Source organism: Clostridium vincentii, assembly GCF_002995745.1.
Taxonomy (GTDB): Bacteria; Bacillota; Clostridia; order Clostridiales; family Clostridiaceae; genus Clostridium; species Clostridium vincentii.
This window is the reverse complement of the sequence record NZ_PVXQ01000032.1, coordinates 20,336-39,562: the sequence shown is the minus strand read 5'-3', so window position 1 is coordinate 39,562 and position 19,227 is coordinate 20,336. Positions and strand designations below refer to the sequence as shown.

17 protein-coding genes are annotated in these 19,227 nt (G+C 30.8%); 4 read left to right on the top strand and 13 right to left on the bottom strand.

Going from position 1 to position 19,227, the window contains the following annotated elements:
- The first annotated feature begins 188 nt into the window (after positions 1-188).
- A complete protein-coding gene (locus tag CLVI_RS12990; protein ID WP_106060552.1) occupies positions 189-1,061 on the top strand; it encodes a ComEC/Rec2 family competence protein in 873 nt (290 codons plus the stop codon).
- Positions 1,062-1,191: 130 nt separating this feature from the next.
- On the opposite strand, the gene CLVI_RS12985 is transcribed toward CLVI_RS12990, so the two are convergent.
- From CLVI_RS12985 to CLVI_RS12975, 3 genes are read right to left on the bottom strand one after another with little or no spacing between them, the layout of a single operon-like run.
- Entirely contained in the window at positions 1,192-1,332 is a 141-nt protein-coding gene (locus tag CLVI_RS12985; protein WP_106060551.1) for a FeoB-associated Cys-rich membrane protein, read from the bottom strand.
- 14 nt (positions 1,333-1,346) lie between these two features.
- Positions 1,347-3,110 (bottom strand): ferrous iron transport protein B, encoded by a 1,764-nt coding sequence (gene feoB / locus CLVI_RS12980; protein ID WP_106060550.1) that lies wholly within the window; start codon positions 3,108-3,110, stop codon positions 1,347-1,349.
- Between the two features lie 12 nt (positions 3,111-3,122).
- Entirely contained in the window at positions 3,123-3,344 is a 222-nt protein-coding gene (locus CLVI_RS12975; RefSeq protein ID WP_106060549.1) for a FeoA family protein, read from the bottom strand.
- A 161-nt stretch (positions 3,345-3,505) separates the two neighbouring features.
- Between CLVI_RS12975 and CLVI_RS12970 the strand changes: the two genes are divergently transcribed.
- Positions 3,506-4,261 carry a ribonuclease H-like domain-containing protein gene (locus tag CLVI_RS12970; protein WP_106060548.1) on the top strand — a complete coding sequence of 252 codons (756 nt, stop codon included), beginning with the start codon at positions 3,506-3,508 and terminating at the stop codon, positions 4,259-4,261.
- A 52-nt stretch (positions 4,262-4,313) separates the two neighbouring features.
- Here the strand turns inward: CLVI_RS12970 and CLVI_RS12965 are convergent, their stop codons facing one another.
- Both CLVI_RS12965 and argS read right to left on the bottom strand, forming a co-directional pair.
- Positions 4,314-5,474, bottom strand: coding sequence for an AI-2E family transporter (locus tag CLVI_RS12965; RefSeq protein WP_106060547.1), 1,161 nt, complete (start codon positions 5,472-5,474; stop codon positions 4,314-4,316).
- A 99-nt stretch (positions 5,475-5,573) separates the two neighbouring features.
- Entirely contained in the window at positions 5,574-7,265 is a 1,692-nt protein-coding gene (gene argS / locus CLVI_RS12960) for an arginine--tRNA ligase (RefSeq protein WP_106060546.1), read from the bottom strand.
- 269 nt (positions 7,266-7,534) lie between these two features.
- On the opposite strand from argS, the gene CLVI_RS12955 reads away from it, so the two are divergent.
- Positions 7,535-9,043 (top strand): Ppx/GppA phosphatase family protein, encoded by a 1,509-nt coding sequence (locus CLVI_RS12955; RefSeq protein WP_106060545.1) that lies wholly within the window; start codon positions 7,535-7,537, stop codon positions 9,041-9,043.
- Positions 9,044-9,087: 44 nt separating this feature from the next.
- On the opposite strand, the gene trmB is transcribed toward CLVI_RS12955, so the two are convergent.
- The 5 genes from trmB to CLVI_RS12930 all read right to left on the bottom strand — a co-directional run bounded on the left by trmB (position 9,088) and on the right by CLVI_RS12930 (position 13,677).
- Positions 9,088-9,729, bottom strand: a complete 642-nt coding sequence (gene trmB / locus CLVI_RS12950) for a tRNA (guanosine(46)-N7)-methyltransferase TrmB (RefSeq protein ID WP_106060544.1) — start codon at positions 9,727-9,729, stop codon at positions 9,088-9,090.
- A gap of 17 nt (positions 9,730-9,746) precedes the next feature.
- Complete coding sequence (locus tag CLVI_RS12945) at positions 9,747-10,394, bottom strand: site-2 protease family protein (protein ID WP_106060543.1); 648 nt, start codon at positions 10,392-10,394, stop codon at positions 9,747-9,749.
- An 85-nt stretch (positions 10,395-10,479) separates the two neighbouring features.
- Entirely contained in the window at positions 10,480-11,523 is a 1,044-nt protein-coding gene (locus CLVI_RS12940) for a dipeptidyl-peptidase IV (protein WP_106060542.1), read from the bottom strand.
- A 15-nt stretch (positions 11,524-11,538) separates the two neighbouring features.
- Positions 11,539-12,567, bottom strand: a complete 1,029-nt coding sequence (locus CLVI_RS12935; protein WP_106060541.1) for a phosphodiester glycosidase family protein — start codon at positions 12,565-12,567, stop codon at positions 11,539-11,541.
- A gap of 159 nt (positions 12,568-12,726) precedes the next feature.
- Positions 12,727-13,677: an L-lactate dehydrogenase gene (locus CLVI_RS12930; RefSeq protein WP_170065671.1), complete on the bottom strand. Its 951-nt coding sequence runs from the start codon at positions 13,675-13,677 to the stop codon at positions 12,727-12,729.
- Between the two features lie 260 nt (positions 13,678-13,937).
- Here CLVI_RS12930 and CLVI_RS12925 point away from each other — a divergent pair, with 260 nt between their 5' ends.
- Positions 13,938-14,543 carry a 3'-5' exonuclease gene (locus CLVI_RS12925; RefSeq protein ID WP_106060540.1) on the top strand — a complete coding sequence of 202 codons (606 nt, stop codon included), beginning with the start codon at positions 13,938-13,940 and terminating at the stop codon, positions 14,541-14,543.
- 186 nt (positions 14,544-14,729) lie between these two features.
- Here the strand turns inward: CLVI_RS12925 and CLVI_RS12920 are convergent, their stop codons facing one another.
- From CLVI_RS12920 to pflB, 3 genes are all read right to left on the bottom strand, one after another.
- Positions 14,730-15,965, bottom strand: coding sequence for a M48 family metalloprotease (locus CLVI_RS12920; RefSeq protein WP_106060539.1), 1,236 nt, complete (start codon positions 15,963-15,965; stop codon positions 14,730-14,732).
- A gap of 162 nt (positions 15,966-16,127) precedes the next feature.
- Positions 16,128-16,856, bottom strand: coding sequence for a pyruvate formate-lyase-activating protein (gene pflA, locus CLVI_RS12915; RefSeq protein WP_106060538.1), 729 nt, complete (start codon positions 16,854-16,856; stop codon positions 16,128-16,130).
- A gap of 104 nt (positions 16,857-16,960) precedes the next feature.
- Complete coding sequence (gene pflB, locus CLVI_RS12910) at positions 16,961-19,198, bottom strand: formate C-acetyltransferase (RefSeq protein WP_106060537.1); 2,238 nt, start codon at positions 19,196-19,198, stop codon at positions 16,961-16,963.
- Positions 19,199-19,227: the final 29 nt, after the last annotated feature.

Below are 19,227 nucleotides of genomic sequence, written 5' to 3'. Positions count from 1 at the left end.
TAAATCCAACTCCATTCTTTTTATCTTAGCAATAAAATTATAATGGATAATTTATGTATTGGGGAGATGTTTTTACATCTCCTTTATTTTTTTGCTACCTTTGCCTACTAAAATTATACTCTAACATATAGCTTTGTATATCATGTTAAACTATTGGATAGTATACTAAAGATATTAAGGAGATAAAAATGAAAAAAAGAATATTCTTCATAACAATTATCCTTTCTATAATGTCACTCTTCTTATCTAGCTGTAATTTGATTAAGCTTAATTCAAATACTTCTTTAGATTATATAAGTGGAAAGGGAGATATTAATGTACACTATATAGATGTAGGTCAAGGTGACTCTATCCTTATACAAGTTAATAATAAAAATTTATTAATAGATGCTGGACCTAAAAGTGGGAAAAATGATCTATTAAACTATCTTTCAAAGTTAAAGATTGAAAAACTTGATTATGTCATTGCTACCCATCCTCACGAGGATCATATAGGAAACATGGCGGATATCATTAAAAAATATGAAATAGGCGCTTTTTATGCTCCAAAAGTTGAAACAAATACTAAAACCTTTGAGAAGATGGTAGATGCTCTTAAAGATAAGGATTTAAAAATTAATTCAATTAAAGCTGGTGTTGATTCAATTGACTTAGGTGCTAGTACTAAGGTTTCAATTTATTCGCCTAATACTGATAAATATGAAAATTTAAATAATTATTCACCTATAATTAAAATTCAATTTGGATCAAATTCTTTTCTATTTACAGGAGATGCTGAGAAAGAAGTTGAAAAGGAAGTTTTAAAAACAAATGCGGACTTAAAGGCAGATGTGTTAAAACTCGGACATCACGGCTCGTCCTCTTCCACTTCAGAAGAATTTCTTAGAGCGGTTTCTCCGTCACTAGGGATTATCTGTGTAGGCATTGATAATAGCTATGGTCATCCTACTAAGCAAACTTTAAAACTACTTGAAGATAATAAAATAAAAATCTTTCGAACTGATAAAGATGGCTCTATAATTATTTCTTCTGATGGCACTAGTATAAGAATTGAAAGTTGAGAATTGATGCCCTTCGGGCACCCCTTGCGGGGAATTGAGAGTTAGAGCTTCTTATCTTAATTTTCAACTTTAAATTTTAACCCAAAAGTAGCTATTGCATTTTATTTGCAATAGCTACTTTTTTATAATTTTATTTTTCCTTCTTTTTTTTTGAAGGGCAATCCTTTGAGCATGAACCACAATTACATTCTCCATCTGATGATTTTTTAATATTTTTATAGATTATATATATTGCCACTAAAAGAATTGTTATAGTTATTACTATTTCCATGTTCTCACCTTCTCCTAAAAGAATAAACTTCCAACATTAAAAACTAGGAATGACATTATCCAAGCTAATATAAGCTGATATGTAACTGAAAATATTGTGAGTTTTGTTCCATATTCCTTTTTCATAGCTCCAATTACTGATACACAAGGGGTATACAGTAATATAAATACTAGGAAGGAATAAGCTGACAATGCAGTGAAATGAGATGTTAACGTTACTGATAAATCTCCACCAAATATAACCTGCATTGATGATAAAACTGTTTCTTTAGCTAATAGCCCTGAAAGCAGTGACACTGCTGATTGCCAATTTCCGAAACCTAAGGGTGCAAATACTGGCGCTATTATCGACCCTATATCGGCTAATATACTTTCATTAACATCTTGTACCATTCCGGTAATGTTAAAGTTTGATAGAAACCATATTACTACACTCATAGCAAATATTATTGTCCCTGCTTTCTTTAAAAATCCCTTACCCTTATCAAAAGTTTGTCTTAATACCGATTCAACCCGGGGCATTTTATATTCAGGAAGTTCTATTATAAAGGGTTCTTCATCCTTCTTAAAAATTGTATTTTTAAATAGTATACCCATAAAAAAAGCAATTATTATACCTAATACATAAAGAGAACCTACTACTAGCCCTTCATGCTTTGGGAAAAATATTGTTGCAAAAACGGTGTATACTGGCAATCTAGCATTACAAGACATCAACGGAACCAAAAGTGCTGTAAGTTTCCTATCTTTCTCACTTTCTAATGTTCTTGCTGTCATTATAGCGGGAACAGAACAACCAAAACCAACAATCATAGGAATAAAAGCTTTTCCTGACAGTCCCATCCTTCTCATAATCTTATCCATAAGAAAGGCTACCCTTGCCATATACCCACTATCCTCTAGAATAGTTATACAGACAAATAAGGCTAAAATTATTGGTAATAAAACTATAATCCCCCCTACACCACCAATTATGCCTTCGACTATTAATGACTGGAACCAATCAGAAGAGTTACTAAGTAATTGTGTTACCCACGGCATAAATGAATTACTTAATAATTCATCTAATATATCTGATACAGGTTGTCCCACCCAAGCAAAAGTTATTTGAAATGTTAAAATCATCATTAAGATAAAAATAGGATATGCAAGCCAAGGGTTTAGTAAAACTTTATCTACTTTTTCAGAATATGATACCTTGCCCGTTTCAGGTTTTTTCTTACATTGTTCTAAAGTTTCTTCTATAAATTTATATGCTTCTTTCTCATCTTTAAATTTAAACTTATCACTGTCATTATTCTTACTAAAATTATTTTCTTTAATTAAATTACGAAGTGAATCTAATCCAAGTCCTTTAGTTGCAGATATAGGAATCACCTTAACATTTAATAGTCTACCTAGCTTTTTATAATCAATAATAATACCTTTACTCTCTGCAACATCAACCATGTTAACAGCCAATATTATAGGCTTATTAAATTCTTTTAGCTGAGTTGTTAAATATAAATTTCTATCTAAATTTGATGCATCCACTATATTAAGTATTAAATCTACTTCATCATCCTTCAAAAAATTCTTTGAAACCTTTTCCTCATTCGAAAAAGTATCCATTGCATATATCCCAGGAAGATCTACTATTTTTGTATTTCCAAAATATCCTTCTTTTTTATCTACCGTAACTCCTGGCCAATTTCCAACATATTGCTTAGAGCCTGTTAATGCGTTAAATAAAGTTGTCTTTCCCACGTTAGGATTACCAAGTAATGCTATTGTTGTCATGCTTACCCCTCTCTATGCTTGAAGAAATATATTTTTCGCATCTTTTTTCCTTATTGCTAAATCATATCCTCTTAAATTTAAAATTATAGGATCTCCAAGAGGTGCTATTCTTTTAAGCTGAACTCTTGTCCCTTCAACACATCCAAGTGCTGAAAGTCTTTTAGCTAACTTAGCATCACCTTGAACCTTATGTATTATTCCAAATTCACCTATCTTCAAATCACATATACACATTAAAACACCCCATACTGAAACTCATTCTTAATTATAAAATATCATCATTTACTCTTAAAGTCAAATAAACTAAACAAAACTATATATTTTAAAAAAATAAGTGATATAATTAAGTGAATTATTTGTACCATCTTACAAAATACATAGAAAAGAGTGATGCTGTGATAATTAGAGAAAACACCCTTAAGGTAGGGGATATTGCAGAGGATTTAATGCTAAACTATGAAGGTATGGAACTTTTACCTGAAAATATGATTTTTTTTGATTTAGAACATTATGTTTATAAAAAACCTAAATGTATAGGCGTATTCGGAGCTTGTGTTTACAATGCTAAACTAAAAGAATTACATGTAACACAATATATGATAGAGAATAGACGTGAATCCATCAACATCTTGCATTTGGCTAAGAAATATTTTGTTAAAATGAAAAATCTAGGTAAAGATTCTATAGTGACCTTTTCAGGAAATAATGATTTCACTGTAATCAATTACCTATTTGAGAAGTTTGGTATTGATTATGATTTTAAGACGGAATTTATTTCTATAGATATTCAGAAGGAATATGAAAGATATAAATCTAAATCTATTGGACTTAAAAACCTTGAAAAATTTTTTGGAATAATACGCCAAAGTGAAGTTATTAGTGGCTCAAACTTAGCAAAAACCTTCCATAAGGTAATGAAAGATAATGAATATGTTTCTAGAATGCCAAAAGAAAAATTAGAAAACATTCTATTATATAATGAGCAGGACGTAGTTAATTTATATCACATATTAGTTAGTTGGAATAAATATATCTTTGAGGACATTGAAGAAATTGAGGATATTGAAGATCTAATTAAAAACATTGATAATGTGATTTTAGTTGAAGATGATGAAAAAACTATTGCAGAATCTGAAACTAAAGATCTGTAATGCTTATTATAAAAAACATCCCCTAGTGAAAATAATACACTAGGGGATGTTTTTATTCTTCTTTATCTACTTCATTTTCTTGTTCATCATCTTCTTCTTCTTCTACTCTTTTCATTAAATTTCTATTTCTTACCTTTAGTATTGATACCTTATGCTCATACATTATATTTAAAGTTGCCATAGTAGGTGATCCTAGCAGCATTCCTACGACTCCAAATAGACCTCCACCAACCATTACTCCAAAAATAATAAAGAAAGGTCTAACTCCAACCTTATTTCCAACTAATTTAGGATCTAAATACCAAGCATCAAATTGTTGTAATACTATTAGAAATAAAACAGTTCCTATAGCCATAGAAGGAGAAATAAATATACCTACTATACCTCCAACAAGCTCCCCAACAAGAGGGCCAAAATAAGGCACCATATTAGTAACTCCAACAACTAGTGCTAATAATATAGCATAGGGTGACTTCAATATAATTAGACCTATCAAAGCAATTGATCCTATTATTAGAGAATCCAATGCCTTCGTTCCTATATAAGCTCCTATCATTCTATTATATGTCCTAGTCCAAAATAGCAATTTTTGTCCTTTTTCTTCTTTTAGCATAATAAACATTAATGTTTTAACACCTTTAATTAATCTTTCTTTATCTAATAAAACATAGATTCCAACCAAAAAACCAAAACCTACTTTAATAATATTAGCTGTAATCAAAAAAATGGAAGAAACAGACCCTTGTAAAATTTCTATTAAAAGGGTTCCCCCTTTCTTTGTTAACCCATCTATATACTCTAACAAACCTGCACTTTTCACTATATTGTATAAATCCTCGTTTTTTATAGCACTATCAATCCATCCTTGTACCGTTTCCATATATGTAGGTATTTCAGATGTCATAGAAATAATACTATCTATTACATTAGGTACGACAAAAATCAATAATATTATTATAATTCCTATTATAAGTACATAAGTTGATAAAATTGCAAAACCTCGTCTAAGCTTTAACTTTCTTTCAAGCAACTTCATTATTGGATTTAAAACATACGCAAATACTAACGCATATATAAATGGAGATACTACATAAATTAATCTTTTTATAAAGTTAAATACAATAGTATAATTATCAATAGCTATATATCCAACTAATATAATAAATATAATTATAAGTATATCTCTCTTTTTTATGTTTCTATTAAATAACACCCCTTCACCCCCTATTGGTATAGTATAATTATATCATAATTTAAAGAACTCATAAATAAAAAAAGGTAGCTTTTATAAGCTACCTTTCATTTATCCTAGCTACATTCTTTCTACAACTTCTAGTCCAATAAGCTTAAGCCCATTTTTAATAACTTGGCAAGTTGCTTCAACTAGCTTAAGTCTAGTAGCTTTTAAATCCTCATCGTCTAAATTTAATACTGAATGAGCATTATAGAATTTATTAAATGATTTAGCTACCTCAATCACGTACCTAGTTAATATTGATGGTTCTAATTTATCTAAAGCTATAAGTATATTTTTATTAAATCCTTCCAAAGCTTTAACAAGTTCAAATTCTTCCTTAGTAGTTAATTTACTATAATTAACTCTACCTTGAATGTCTACAGCACTTCTTAAAATGCTTCGAGCTCTTGCATATGCATACTGCACATAAGGACCTGTCTCCCCTTCAAAGGAAAGTATTTCTTTCCAATCAAATATAATATCCTTTTCTCGAGAGTTCTTAAGATAATTAAATATTACAGCACCTACACCTATCTTCTTTGCGACATCTTCTTTATTCTCTATTTCTTTCTTACTTTCGTTTATAACTTCTAGAGTCTTATCTACTGATTCTCTAATTAAATCATCAAGTAGTACTACTTCACCTTTCCTTGTGGAAAGCTTCCTGTCAGCAAATTTAACTAGGCCAAACCCAACATGAACACAATCCTTTGCCCATTCGTTTCCTGCTAGTTCTAACACCTTAAATACTTGTTTAAAGTGCAATGCTTGTGGAGATCCAACAACATATATACTTTTATAAAAATTATAAGTATTCTTTCTATAGTTTGCAGCTGCTAAATCTCTTGTAGCATAAATAGAAGCTCCATCACCCTTTAAAACAATACATGGTGGCATATTATAATCTTCAAGCATAACAACCTGCGCCCCATTACTTTTAACTAAAAGTTTTTTATCTCTAAGTTCTTGTACAACAACATCCATCTTATCATTATAGAAGGCTTCTCCTGCATATGAATCAAATTCTACTCCAAGAATTTTATATACTCTTTCAAACTCTTTAAGGCTTAAATCTCTAAATTTCTTCCACAAAGCTTCTGTTTCTTTATCTCCATCCTCTAGAGATTTAAAATATGCTCTTGCTTCATCTTCTAATGATGGATCCTTTTCAGCCTCATCATGAAACTTAACGTATATTCTTAATAATTCATCTATAGCATTTTTTTCTAACGCCTCCTGATCAACCCATCTATGATAAGCAGATATTAACTTACCAAATTGAGTACCCCAGTCTCCCATATGATTTATTCCTACGGCTGTATACCCTTGTTTTTTATACATATTATATAAAGCATTTCCTATAGCAGTAGAAAATAAATGTCCTACATGAAAAGGCTTTGCAATGTTTGGAGAAGAATACTCTACACATACAGTCTTTCCTTCTCCTACATTAGAAGCACCATAATTATCTCCTTCAGTTAATATCTTCTCTATAGTATTTTCTGTAAAACTTCCCTTATCTGCGAAAAAATTAACATAAGGTCCTAGGTTCTCTATTTTTTCAAAACCCTCTTTGTTGAATTTTTCACTTAATTCCTTAGCTATCATGTTTGGAGACTTTTTCATGGTCTTTGCAAGTTGAAAGCATGGAAAAGCAAAATCCCCCATTTCTGATCTTGGTGGAATTTCTATCAATTGCTCAATTTTTTCTTGTTCTAATTCAACTTCCAAACTAATCAGTTTCGCAACCTTCTTTTTGTAATCCATAATATCCTCCTCTTAATTGAATGTGTTATTCAATTATAAAATAAAAAACCGTCTCTTATAAACAAGAGACGGAATAATCCGCTGTACCACTCTAATTGCAGTGAATGTCACTTAACTTCATAACGCAATCTCTTGCTGCTTTTCTTATTAATCTTCTATATATTATAACTATAAAAAAGTTTTTATGTCAACATATAAATTCTTCAACATTTTTCTGTTTACTGTAGTATAATTAAGCCTATAAATTTATAGATAAAGAGGGGATTATAATGAATAGAGTTGGTGTTATTGTAATTGGTAGTAATTCAGTTAGGTTTATGCTTACTGAAGTTGAAGAAGGTGGATATTTTCGTATAATTGATGAATTATCATCATCTGTAAGACTTTGTAGTGATTTGATTAATGGTGATGAAATATCTTCCGATAGAATACAGGATATTTTATCAACTCTAAGAAGTTTTAAGTCTCTATACTCTGTGTCAGGAGCAAAAAAAGTTATAACAGTTGCAACTGAATCCTTTAGGTTATCTAGCAACAAAGATATTGTTGTAAAACTGATTAAGGAAGAGCTAGATATAGATGTTACTATTCTATCTGATGAAGAAGAAATTTATTATACCTATCTTGGAGTAAAAAATAGTATGTATTTTACTAATGCTCTTATAGTAGATATTGCAGGTAGTTCCACCCATGTAGCTTGGATTTTAGACGGAAAAATAAAAGATAGTTTTACTCTGCCTATCGGCTCAGTTAACTTAAGCTATAAATATAACCTTAACGATGGAATTCTTACAGAGGATCTATCAGCAGCTTTATCATGTATAGATGATGAACTTCAGAAATTATCTTCTCTATGTGGTAGAAAATTCGAAGCCATTATAGGAATTGGTGGAACAGTACGAGCTCTTACCAAAATGGATAGACGGAAAAAGAAATATCCTTTAGATGTAACTCATCAATATACTACTACAGACTTAGATATTCATGATATGTATAATCTTGTGAAGTCTAAAAATCTAATTCAGAGAAAGAGACTAGAAGGATTATCACCTGATAGACCTGATATAATCGTTGGAGGAGCTGCCATTTTTCAAGGAATTATTAATTACTTAGGCGTACAAGATGTAATTGTTTCTGGACGTGGACTTAAAGAAGGTTTAATGTTTGAATATATAACTGAAAATTATGAACCAATTTCAGATATTTTAGATTATAGCTTAAATGGCCTTGGTCGAAACTTAAATATAAATAGGGACCATGCTGATCATGTTTTTGGGATAATTACGAAGCTTTTTGAAGCATTAAAACCCCTACATAAATTAGGTGATAAATATAACAATGTAATAAAAACCGCTTCTATATTACATGACTGTGGTATAAGCATTGACTATTATAATCATCATAGACATTCATTTTATATAATTTTAAATTCTTATATTAATGGGTTAACTCACAAGGAACTATTAATGAGTGCTGCGATTTCAGCCTCACACAGAAATAATAGTTACCATTTGCCTCTACCTTCATTTTGTTCAATGATAAATAAACTAGATATTAAGGTAATCGATGAAATTGGTGTTCTCTTGAAAATATCAGAAGGTTTAGATAGGAGTCTTGAAGGTGCTGTTAATGATTTACAGGTTTCAATAACTGTAGATTCAGTTATAATTACAGTTTTTTCAGATACAGATTTATATCTTGAAATTAAAGAAGCTCTAAGAGCAACTAGAAACTTTAAAGATATTTACAATAAAGACTTAATAATAGAAAAAGGTTAAAAGAAAAGCCCTGAAGTATTGCTGAAATACTTCAGAGCTTTTCTTTACTTTAAGGTTCCTATTAAAAACATAGTACTCATTCCAAGTTTTGTAAACTTAGTCTCATATTCTGTCATTATATTTTCTTTAAAATCTGACTCGTGTAAATTATAGGTTATAAAATCTAAATTAAATCCAGATTCCTTAAAATATTCCTGAGACTCATTAAAAAGTTCTGTATTATCTGTCTTAAACCATATCTGTGATCCACTCTTTAAAAAGCTTTTATATTCTGCTAAGAATCTTCTATGAGTTAGCCTTCTCTTATTATGTCTATCCTTAGGCCATGGATTACAAAAATTTATATATATTTTATCTATCTCGTCTTTTTTAAAAATTTCTGCGATAAAACTTATATTTAGAGCAACTAGCCTTGCATTATGAACCTCTTCCTCTTGTTCCTCAAGCTTATTAAGTGCACAAACAAGAACCTCATCCTTTAAATCTACTCCAATATAGTTTATTTCAGGACACTTTAAGCTTTTCGCTGTAATAAATCCGCCTCTGCCACATCCAAGTTCTAAATGAATTGGATTGCTGTTTCCAAACTCTTCTTTCCACTTTCCCTGCATTTCTGTAGGCTTATTTATAAAAAGTTTGTTTGCTTCAAGCTCTGGTCTGGCCCCCCAGTTTTTCCTTAATCTCATTTTTTAGTCCTCCTATGTTAGAAAAAAATACTTAAAATTCCGTTTCCTAAAGTTGCTATTCCATCTTGAAGATAATTAATTGGTATTCGTATAATTTTTGAACCTCCAACTATTATAAGTATTATAATTATCATTTGATATTTGTATATCGAGTCACTTATCTTATAAAAGAATTTTGGCTTTAAATCTCTTAATACTGCAAAGCCATCTAGACCTGGCAATGGTAATAAATTAAATACAAATAACATAGTGTTAATTGTAAATACTGCGTAAATCATATTAATTAGAACAATAATAATAGTCCCTGGTACTATTCCTGATTGAACCTGTAATATAATAACTACTTTATAGCAAATATATCCTATAAAAGCTAAAACTAAATTAGTTAAAGGGCCTGCAAGGCTAACTTTTAAATCATCCATATAATAATTCTTATATGCAGATGGATTTGTTTGTACAGGTTTCGCCCATCCAAATCCAACTATTAAAATTAGCAATGTTCCTAGTGGGTCAAGATGCTTTATTGGGTTAAATGTAAGCCTACCTTGAAACCTGGGAGTTTTGTCACCTAACATGTCTGCAACCTTAGCATGAGCAAACTCATGACATGTGAAGGCTAAAAGAATTGCAGGTATTGAAACTAATATTGAAAATAAACGATCCATATTCCTCTCCTATCATAAAATATTATGTGATTGGTATTATATCATAAATATAGCCCTAAGACCAAGAGTCCTAAGGCTAAGAATATTATTTTTTAGTAGTGACTTTTTTATCTACATCCGTTACGCTCTTCAAATAAATTTTCCCATTATCTGAATAACAAACTACCTTATCATTAACTGTCATAAACGTTCCTTCGTAAGTTATAGTATTGCCTGTTGTAATATTTTTAACTATTCCTTTAAGATTATCATTTATTAGAATTTCATTCTTACTATTAATGGTAATATCCTTAATATCCTTTGCTTCTTCCAATGTCTCAGTTTTCCAGGTGGATGAATCTGTTTCATCTACTCCATAGATTATCTTAACTACCTTATCTCCTGATAATTCACCCATATAAATCATATTATCGCTACCAGCACCTAGAATAACTAAATTATTTGCATTAGCAAAATCAATCTTTTCTCTTGAGCCATTAGCATATCTATAGAAGTTATTATAGTAAGAGTCTTCATATATAAGTACATCCTTAAGTGGTAAGGCTGTAATACTCCCTAAGGTTGTCACCCTATTATAAAGAGCTTTCATATCATCATTTTCAATCCCTATTCGGTAAATTGTAGAACTATCCCCTCCACTACTTATACACACATATTTTGATCCAGTTTTAGCCGATACAACAATATCACTAACTTCCGTGCCATTTTTATAAGAAGCTACGTCACCTATAGGATTCTCAACTTCATTCTTTACATTATATGTGTTTATATTCACTTTTCCGTATAGCTCCTCAGCTATAATTATCACATTATTATTTGGTACCCAACCAGTAAAAAGTATTTCTTTATCCGCTAATATTTCGGTAATTTCCGATGTCTTAATATTAACTAACATAAATTTATCATCGAGATAATATGTAATAAACCTTCCATCAAAGGATACTTCAACTTTTTCTGCATTAGTTGGTATAGATACATTTGCCTCTGTGTTTTTGGTAGTAATCTCTACTTTTTCTACAGTAAACTCTGATGATTCTTTAAAAAACACCTTATCCAGATACAACAACCCTGCACATTGCATCATAATTGAGAGCATTGCCCAAACTATTATCTTATTAATTTTTTTCATTTTGCTACCTCACTCTCATCGTTTAACTATAAATCCTGATGCGATTGGTCTTTCCCCTAAAGCATATGATGGATTATTGATAACCTCGTCATTAAGATACATGGTTGCTGATTTTCCTCCGTCTAAGTTAACTGCAGTATAGCATCCTAGCTTAATCATTACCTCCTGGGCTTCCTTTAATGTTGCTGCCATTCTGGTTTCAGGGTTCTTAGAATCAAGAATTACAAAAACAATTGATCCATTCTTACGTTGTCCTATCATAGTTCTTGGTGATGATGACTCTTCATATATAGGAACCGCTTCTCCTCCATTAACTAATGTCTCTTTGTCTTTGTAAGTCATGGCTTCTGAAATATTCTTTTCCTTCAATTCAGCAACAGTAAACTTACCAACTTGCATTAATCCATCTTGCGTTATAGCTACCATAGTTGTACTACCAGGTCCTACACCATTATGTAATTCCTTTCCTTCTGACATTAAATATCCAACTGGAATACCACCATTTGATGTCCATTTTTCCGCACCTTCATCATCAGTAAAGTAGCCTCCATTTATAGCTGCAACTGCATCATAATTATCTGCAATTTCAGAAACTGTCTCTCCCTCTTTATTTAGTTTTGATGTAATTCCTACTTTTACTCTAGTAGGGTCCTTTATTACTAATGCATATCCTTTAAACTTTGCATTTGAATCTCCTGTCACCATTTGGTATTCAATAGTATCATCCTTAGCCTTAGGAATTTCTATAAGGCTATTATCTTCATTTGTAATATCCACTGTTGCCTCATTTTCACCTGTAAGTTCAGCTATTTTCTCATCTGATAAAAACATTGTTGCTAGCCATTGATAATTCATGCTAGCCTTCGCTGATGAAACATAAGTTTTTTTGGCCTCTTCAAATGGGCCATATAATAAAACAAAAGGGGCCGTTATTACAGTGAATATAAGTTGAAATAATATAAATCCTAATAGTAATTTCCAGCTAAACTTTCTATTTATTTTCTTGTTATTTCTATTTATAGTTTTCTTCTTATTTCTTATCATTGTTTCCCTCTCTTTAAAATCTACCTTAGCAGATTATTTATTCCCATTTATTATATAATGAATAACACAATATTTCAATAAAAGTAATATTATTTTAATATTCTACAAAAAAAAGGGAAATCCTCTTTCAAATATTATGAAAGAGGATTTGAAGATATCTTATAAATGGCACTGATTTAAATGTCCTTTTAATATATCAGCTGACTTTTTTAGTTTTTCTTCTTCTTCTTTTGCTAAAGGCATTTCCATTATCCTAGTAGCTCCTAATCTGTTTACTATAGTAGGAATTGCTAAATAAATATCATTCAATCCATATTGTCCTTCAAATAAAGTAGATACTGTTAGAATAGTATTCTCATCTCTAAATATTGCTTCAACTATTCTATTAACTGCAAGGCCTATAGCAAAATAGGTAGCTTTCTTTCTTTTTATAATTTCATAAGCGGCATTTTTAACATCTTGCTCTATTACATCTTTTATTTGATCATCCCACTCTAAGTTTCTTTGATCTGAATATCCATCAAAGCGTTGAGATCCTATTCTACCAGCACTCCATGTAACAACCTCACTATCCCCATGTTCACCAATAACATATCCATGGATATTATTATTATTAACATTAAAATACTTACCTAAAATATATTTTAATCTTGAAGTATCTAATACTGTTCCTGAGCCAATAACTCTCTCTTTAGGGAAGCCTGATAATTTATGAGTTATATAAGCTAATACATCAACAGGATTGGATACAACCAAAAGAATTGCATTAGGGCTAGCCTTTGCAATTTGAGGTATAAAACCTTTAAATATATTGTAATTTTTATCTATAAGATCTAATCTAGTTTCTCCTTCTTTTTGTCCAGCTCCAGCAGTAATAATTATTATATCTGAATCCTTCGTTTCACTTATCCCTCCTGCATATATATTCACAGGTTTTACAAAGGATGTACCATGAACCAAATCCATAACTTCTCCAAGGGCTTTATCCATATTAATATCGTATAAGCATATTTCTGTAGCTATCCCACTATTCATTAATGTAAATGCGGTGGTAGCACCTACAAACCCAGCTCCTACAATCGAAACTTTTCTTTTTCCATCTACTATCATATTAATTCTCCTCCTAATTTATAATTCCTCAAGGAAACTATAATCTCTTTCTGATACATTTGCATTATATACTAAGTAGTAACTATTATCAATTATCCTTTAAGTCTTAATTTGTGTAAGTTGCTTATACAAATTATTTCTCTAGGTTCTATCCACTCTCCTATTGTAAATTAATTACTAGTTAGACACTTCATTATAGGTCACTAGATAAAAATATGATATACTATTTTTATATGTTATAAATATTAGGAGGAACTATAATGAAATTACTAGTTTTCGATACTGAAACAACAAGTTTAAAACCTGGGCAAATATGCCAGTTAAGTTATATTACTATTGATGCCTCAATTAAACCTCAAGTAACAAAGGGAAATAATATTTTCATTTCAGTTGATGAAGTTGATCCATCTGCTGAAGCTATTCATGGTTTTTCAGCTGAAAAATTATACGAGCTATCTGAAGGAAAATATTTCGAGGATGTCCTTCCACAATTTGAATCTGATTTTCAAGGGTGTGATTTTGTAATAGGGCATAACGTTAACTTTGATGTAAAATTTATGAAGCATGAACTATCTGGTATGGGTATAGACTATGAACCTAAACGCACCTTCTGTACTATGCAATACTATAGAGATATATGTAGACTTCCTAAAGCCAATGGCGAAATTAAGAATCCTAAGCTTGAAGAGGTAATTAAGTTTTTAAAGATAAGTAAGGAGCAAATAGCTTCTACAGCTGATAAATTGTTTAAAGGCAGCGGTAATTTCCATGATGCTAGATTCGATACAGCTGCAACCTACTTATTAATTATTGAGGGAATTAAGCAAGGATATATTCCTGCACAGTATTTTACATCCAGACTGTAAGATCAAAGTGGCTACGCCACCTTTGCTAATTGAAAATTGACACCCGAAGGGCGCCCCTTGCGGGGAGTTATAGGATGAAACTTATTGCATTCAAAAAAATTCTAACCTTCAACTTTCCATTCTCAACTTTCAATTTTCACTTTCTATACATAATAAAAAGCCGCAAATATTTTGCGGCTTTTTTTATTATTTCATATTTTCAATAAACTCATTACTATGCTCTATTCTGTCTTTAACAGTGGGATGGTCATAGACTAACCACTTATATAAAGAATTCACATCTATTGGACTTAAATTCTGCTGAATAAATCTAATCTCCAAAGATCCATTTGTGTATCCATCATTAGTTGCTTCCATGGCAAATTGATCTGCCGCATATTCCATTTTTCTAGAATATGCAGTTTCAATAGGAGCTGCTACTACCAATAAAATATTTAAAATGAATAGCATTTTAGGTATATTATCTATTAATCTATACTCCCGTCCTTTATATTTGCACATAATATTATGACTCACAAGTATTAAGAATATAGTCATAAAGACACTTAGTGTAATACTTTTCTGGATATGGTTCATTTCATAATGCCCCATTTCATGAGCAGCTATAGCTAAAATTTCTTTATTACTTAGCTTTAAGGTAGTATCCCAAAAAACAATTCTCCTGCTCCCTCCTATACCCGTCATATAAGCATTAACACTATTTGTAATATTACTCTTTTCTACAACTCTAATGTCTAAATCTTCAACCCCTGAATTCTTTGCCAATTCTAAAATACTATTTTTAAGTTCTCCATCTTCCATAGATTCTAAATCATTTTGCATTTCATCTATGTATGGAGAAATATAAGCTCCACCAATTGCTATTAAAACTAAAATAATAGAAACATAAATATACCATCTTTTTCTTTTTATAAAAATTATATATACTATCATTGCAATTGGTAGCATTTCTAAAGCGTAAAACATACTCCTCTGAAAATACCTCCCCATAAAGTCAGAGAAACTCGCTGTACTTAATCCAACTAATCTTGCCCTATAAAAAGCACTAAACAATGCTTTAGGGAAAATTAAAAATTCTGTGAATACTCCATAAAGAAGACAGAAGCATCCTGCCTCTAAAATTTTCTTTTTAAATCCAATCTTTTTTATTACTGCTGTACCACCATATTTAAAAAATAGTAACGGTGATGCTAAACTTATTGCTAATCCACTATAAAAGAATACTTGTGAAAATTCATAATTGGCCTCTACCTTTGCAGGGGTATCTGGTACTACAATTTCTCCATCAGAAACTTTATATTCAACTTTAACTTGAGTATTTAGTTTATCTTTATTTTTATACTCAAGAAACATTGTAATAGCAAATAGAGAAATAAAAATTAACGAGAATGTCATTACTGTTCTTACTATAAATTTTTTCATCTAATCCCTCCATCCTCTTATATTCTATTTTACTACAATTCCATTTATTTATAAATTTCTAAATATATTAATTTTATTTGCACATTTTTATTTCATTATGAATAAAATAGGTGAAAATAATTCGGTAAAAATATTAATAGTAAAAAAACTGACAATAAAACATCAAGTTTCATTGCCAGTTTTTTTACTATTAATTATATTTTTATATATCTCAATAACTTCTTTATCCATTGCAGGAACTCCATCTAATGGGTAAGCTATCTTTAATGTTTCGTATTTATTTACTCCCAACAAATGGTACGGCAATAATTCTACTTTTTCTACATTAGGAATATTCTCTATATACTCTTTAAATGCCTTAATATGTTCTTCTCCATCAGTCATTCCAGGAACTACAACATGTCTTATCCACATCTTAGTATTATTTCTCTTAGTAGCTTCTAGAAAATTTAAAGATTCATCCATATCTCTTTGAGTAACATTCTTATATCCTTCTTTTGTAATATCCTTAACATCAAAAAGAACTAAATCCGTATACTTTAATATTTCATCATACTTTCCAAACCCATATCCAGCAGTATCAACACATGTTCTTATTCCTTTTTCTTTACATAGCTTTAGAACTTCTATTAAAAAATCTGGTTGTCTTAAAGGCTCTCCTCCTGATAGAGTAATTCCACCTCCACTTTTATCAAAGTAAGCTTTAAACCTTTCTACCTTATTAACAAGTTCTTCTGCGGTATATTCTTTTCCACCCACCTTTGCCCATGTATCAGGATTATGACAGTATTTACATCTTAATTCACAACCTTGAAAAAATACCACAACCCTTATTCCAGGTCCATCTACAAGACCCATTGATTCTATTGAATGAATCCTACCTTTAATCATTTAATCAACCTCCATTACTATTGTCTATTATTTATTACTTGTTAATACTATATAAAAAAAATAAAAGGGCTAAGAGAAAATTCCTCTTAGCCCTTTTCTGCAACCTACATACTCTTATGGAAAGTTCTACTTATTACTTCTAATTGTTGTTCCCTAGAGAGTCTATTAAAGTTAACAGCATAACCTGAAACTCTAATTGTTAAGGTTGGATACTTTTCTGGATTTTCCATAGCATCAATTAATGTATCTCGATTTAATACATTAACATTTAAGTGATGTGCTCCTTGAGCGAAATATCCATCAAGTATTGCAACTAAGTTATTAGTTTTTTGACCCTCATCCTTCCCTAATGCCTCTGGGACAATTGAGAAAGTGTTTGACACACCATCTTGGCATATTCCAGTGTAAGGAATCTTAGCTACTGAATTTAGTGAAGCTAAAGCTCCATTTTCATCTCTTCCGTGCATTGGGTTAGCACCTGGAGCTAATGGTTCTCCTAATTTTCTTCCATCTGGAGTTGACCCAGTCTTTTTACCATACATAACATTAGATGTTATTGTTAAAACTGATAGAGTGTGATGCGCATCTCTATATAATGGATGTTTCTTAAGCTCAGCTGTGAATTTAGTTACTAAATCAACACCTAAATCATCTGCTCTGTCATCATCATTTCCATACTTAGGGAATTCTCCAATTGTTTCAAAATCTACAGCTATTCCAGCTTCATTTCTAATTGGCTTAACCTTAGCATATTTTATAGCAGATAATGAATCTATAGCTACAGAAAGACCTGCAATACCAAATGCCATTAATCTTTCAACTTCTGTATCATGAAATGCCATTTGTCCTGCTTCATAAGCATATTTATCATGCATGCAGTGAATTATATTCATTGTATCTACATACAACTTAGCAACATATTCTAGAACCTTGTCATAGTTTTTCTTAACCTTATCAAAATCAAGAATCTCATCATCTATCTTTTCAATTCCAGGTACTGCTAATATACCCATCTTTTCATCAACGCCACCATTTATAGCATATAAAAGTGATTTAGCTATATTACATCTAGCTCCGAAAAATTGCATTTGTTTACCAACCTTCATAGCAGATACACAACAAGCTATTGCATAATCATCACCATAAACTGGTCTCATTATTTCATCATTTTCATATTGAATTGAATCTGTTTTTATTGATATTTCTGCACAATATTTCTTAAAGTTCTCTGGTAAATTAGGTGACCAAAGAATTGTAAGGTTTGGTTCTGGTGCTGTATCTAAATTAATTAAAGTATGCAAGTATCTATAAGAATTTTTAGTAACTAATGCCTTACCATTAATTCCCATTCCTCCAATTGATTCTGTTACCCAAGTAGGATCTCCACCAAATAATTCATTGTATTCAGGAGTTCTTAAATGTCTAACTAACCTTAACTTAATTATAAATTGATCTATAATCTCTTGCGCTTCAATTTCTTCTATTAATCCAGCTTCCAAATCTCTTTCAATATATATGTCTAAGAAACTTGAAGTTCTTCCTAAAGATGTAGCTGCACCATTATTCTCTTTAATACCTGCTAGATATCCAATATATACAGCTTGAACTGCTTCTTGAGCTGTTTGAGCTGGTTTAGATATGTCACAGCCATATTTTGCAGCCATTGACTTAATTGCCACTAGTGCTCTTATTTGTTCAGAAACTTCTTCTCTCTTTCTTATACTCTCATCTAAGTAATCTCCATCTACTTCTTCAAGATCTGCAAGATCCTTCTTCTTATCTTGTATTAAATAATCTACTCCATAAAGAGCAACCCTTCTATAATCGCCTATAATTCTTCCACGTCCATAAGCATCTGGAAGTCCAGTTAAAAGTCCTACACTTCTTGCTGTTCTTACTTTCTTTGGATAAGCATCGAAAACACCTTCATTATGAGTTTTTCTATACTTAGCAAAATGATTTTCAATGTCCTTATCCATAGTATATCCATATGCTTCTAAAGATGTTTTAGCCATCCTTAAACCACCAAAAGGATTTACAATTCTTTTAAGTGGAGCATCTGTTTGAAGCCCAACAATTACTTCATTATCCTTATCTATGAAACCTGGTTCATAGTTATCTATACCTGAAACTCTATCTGTAGCTATATCAATTACGCCTTTTTTAATTTCCTCTACTATTAAATGATGAGCCTTTGCCCATACCTTATCAGTTTTTTCGGTTGTTTTCTGAAGGAATTCTGAATCACCCTCGTATAATTTATAATTCTTTTGAATAAAATTTCTTACATCGATTTTTTCTTTCCAACTTCCAGTATTAAAACCTTCCCATTGTTTAAACATTTTAAAATTCCTCCTCTGTCTTTGCATTG

Coding starts and splice junctions, on each gene's coding strand:
- CLVI_RS12975 (WP_106060549.1), bottom strand. CDS start 3,344: ATGTGTATATGTGATTTGAAGATAGGTGAATTTGGAATAATACATAAG.
- argS (WP_106060546.1), bottom strand. CDS start 7,265: ATGGATTACAAAAAGAAGGTTGCGAAACTGATTAGTTTGGAAGTTGAA.
- CLVI_RS12945 (WP_106060543.1), bottom strand. CDS start 10,394: ATGGATCGTTTATTTTCAATATTAGTTTCAATACCTGCAATTCTTTTA.
- pflA (WP_106060538.1), bottom strand. CDS start 16,856: ATGATTAAAGGTAGGATTCATTCAATAGAATCAATGGGTCTTGTAGAT.
- CLVI_RS12925 (WP_106060540.1), top strand. CDS start 13,938: ATGAAATTACTAGTTTTCGATACTGAAACAACAAGTTTAAAACCTGGG.
- CLVI_RS12920 (WP_106060539.1), bottom strand. CDS start 15,965: ATGAAAAAATTTATAGTAAGAACAGTAATGACATTCTCGTTAATTTTT.
- CLVI_RS12930 (WP_170065671.1), bottom strand. CDS start 13,677: ATGATAGTAGATGGAAAAAGAAAAGTTTCGATTGTAGGAGCTGGGTTT.
- pflB (WP_106060537.1), bottom strand. CDS start 19,198: ATGTTTAAACAATGGGAAGGTTTTAATACTGGAAGTTGGAAAGAAAAA.
- CLVI_RS12940 (WP_106060542.1), bottom strand. CDS start 11,523: ATGAAAAAAATTAATAAGATAATAGTTTGGGCAATGCTCTCAATTATG.
- CLVI_RS12990 (WP_106060552.1), top strand. CDS start 189: ATGAAAAAAAGAATATTCTTCATAACAATTATCCTTTCTATAATGTCA.
- feoB (WP_106060550.1), bottom strand. CDS start 3,110: ATGACAACAATAGCATTACTTGGTAATCCTAACGTGGGAAAGACAACT.
- CLVI_RS12985 (WP_106060551.1), bottom strand. CDS start 1,332: ATGGAAATAGTAATAACTATAACAATTCTTTTAGTGGCAATATATATA.
- trmB (WP_106060544.1), bottom strand. CDS start 9,729: ATGAGATTAAGGAAAAACTGGGGGGCCAGACCAGAGCTTGAAGCAAAC.
- CLVI_RS12935 (WP_106060541.1), bottom strand. CDS start 12,567: ATGATAAGAAATAAGAAGAAAACTATAAATAGAAATAACAAGAAAATA.
- CLVI_RS12955 (WP_106060545.1), top strand. CDS start 7,535: ATGAATAGAGTTGGTGTTATTGTAATTGGTAGTAATTCAGTTAGGTTT.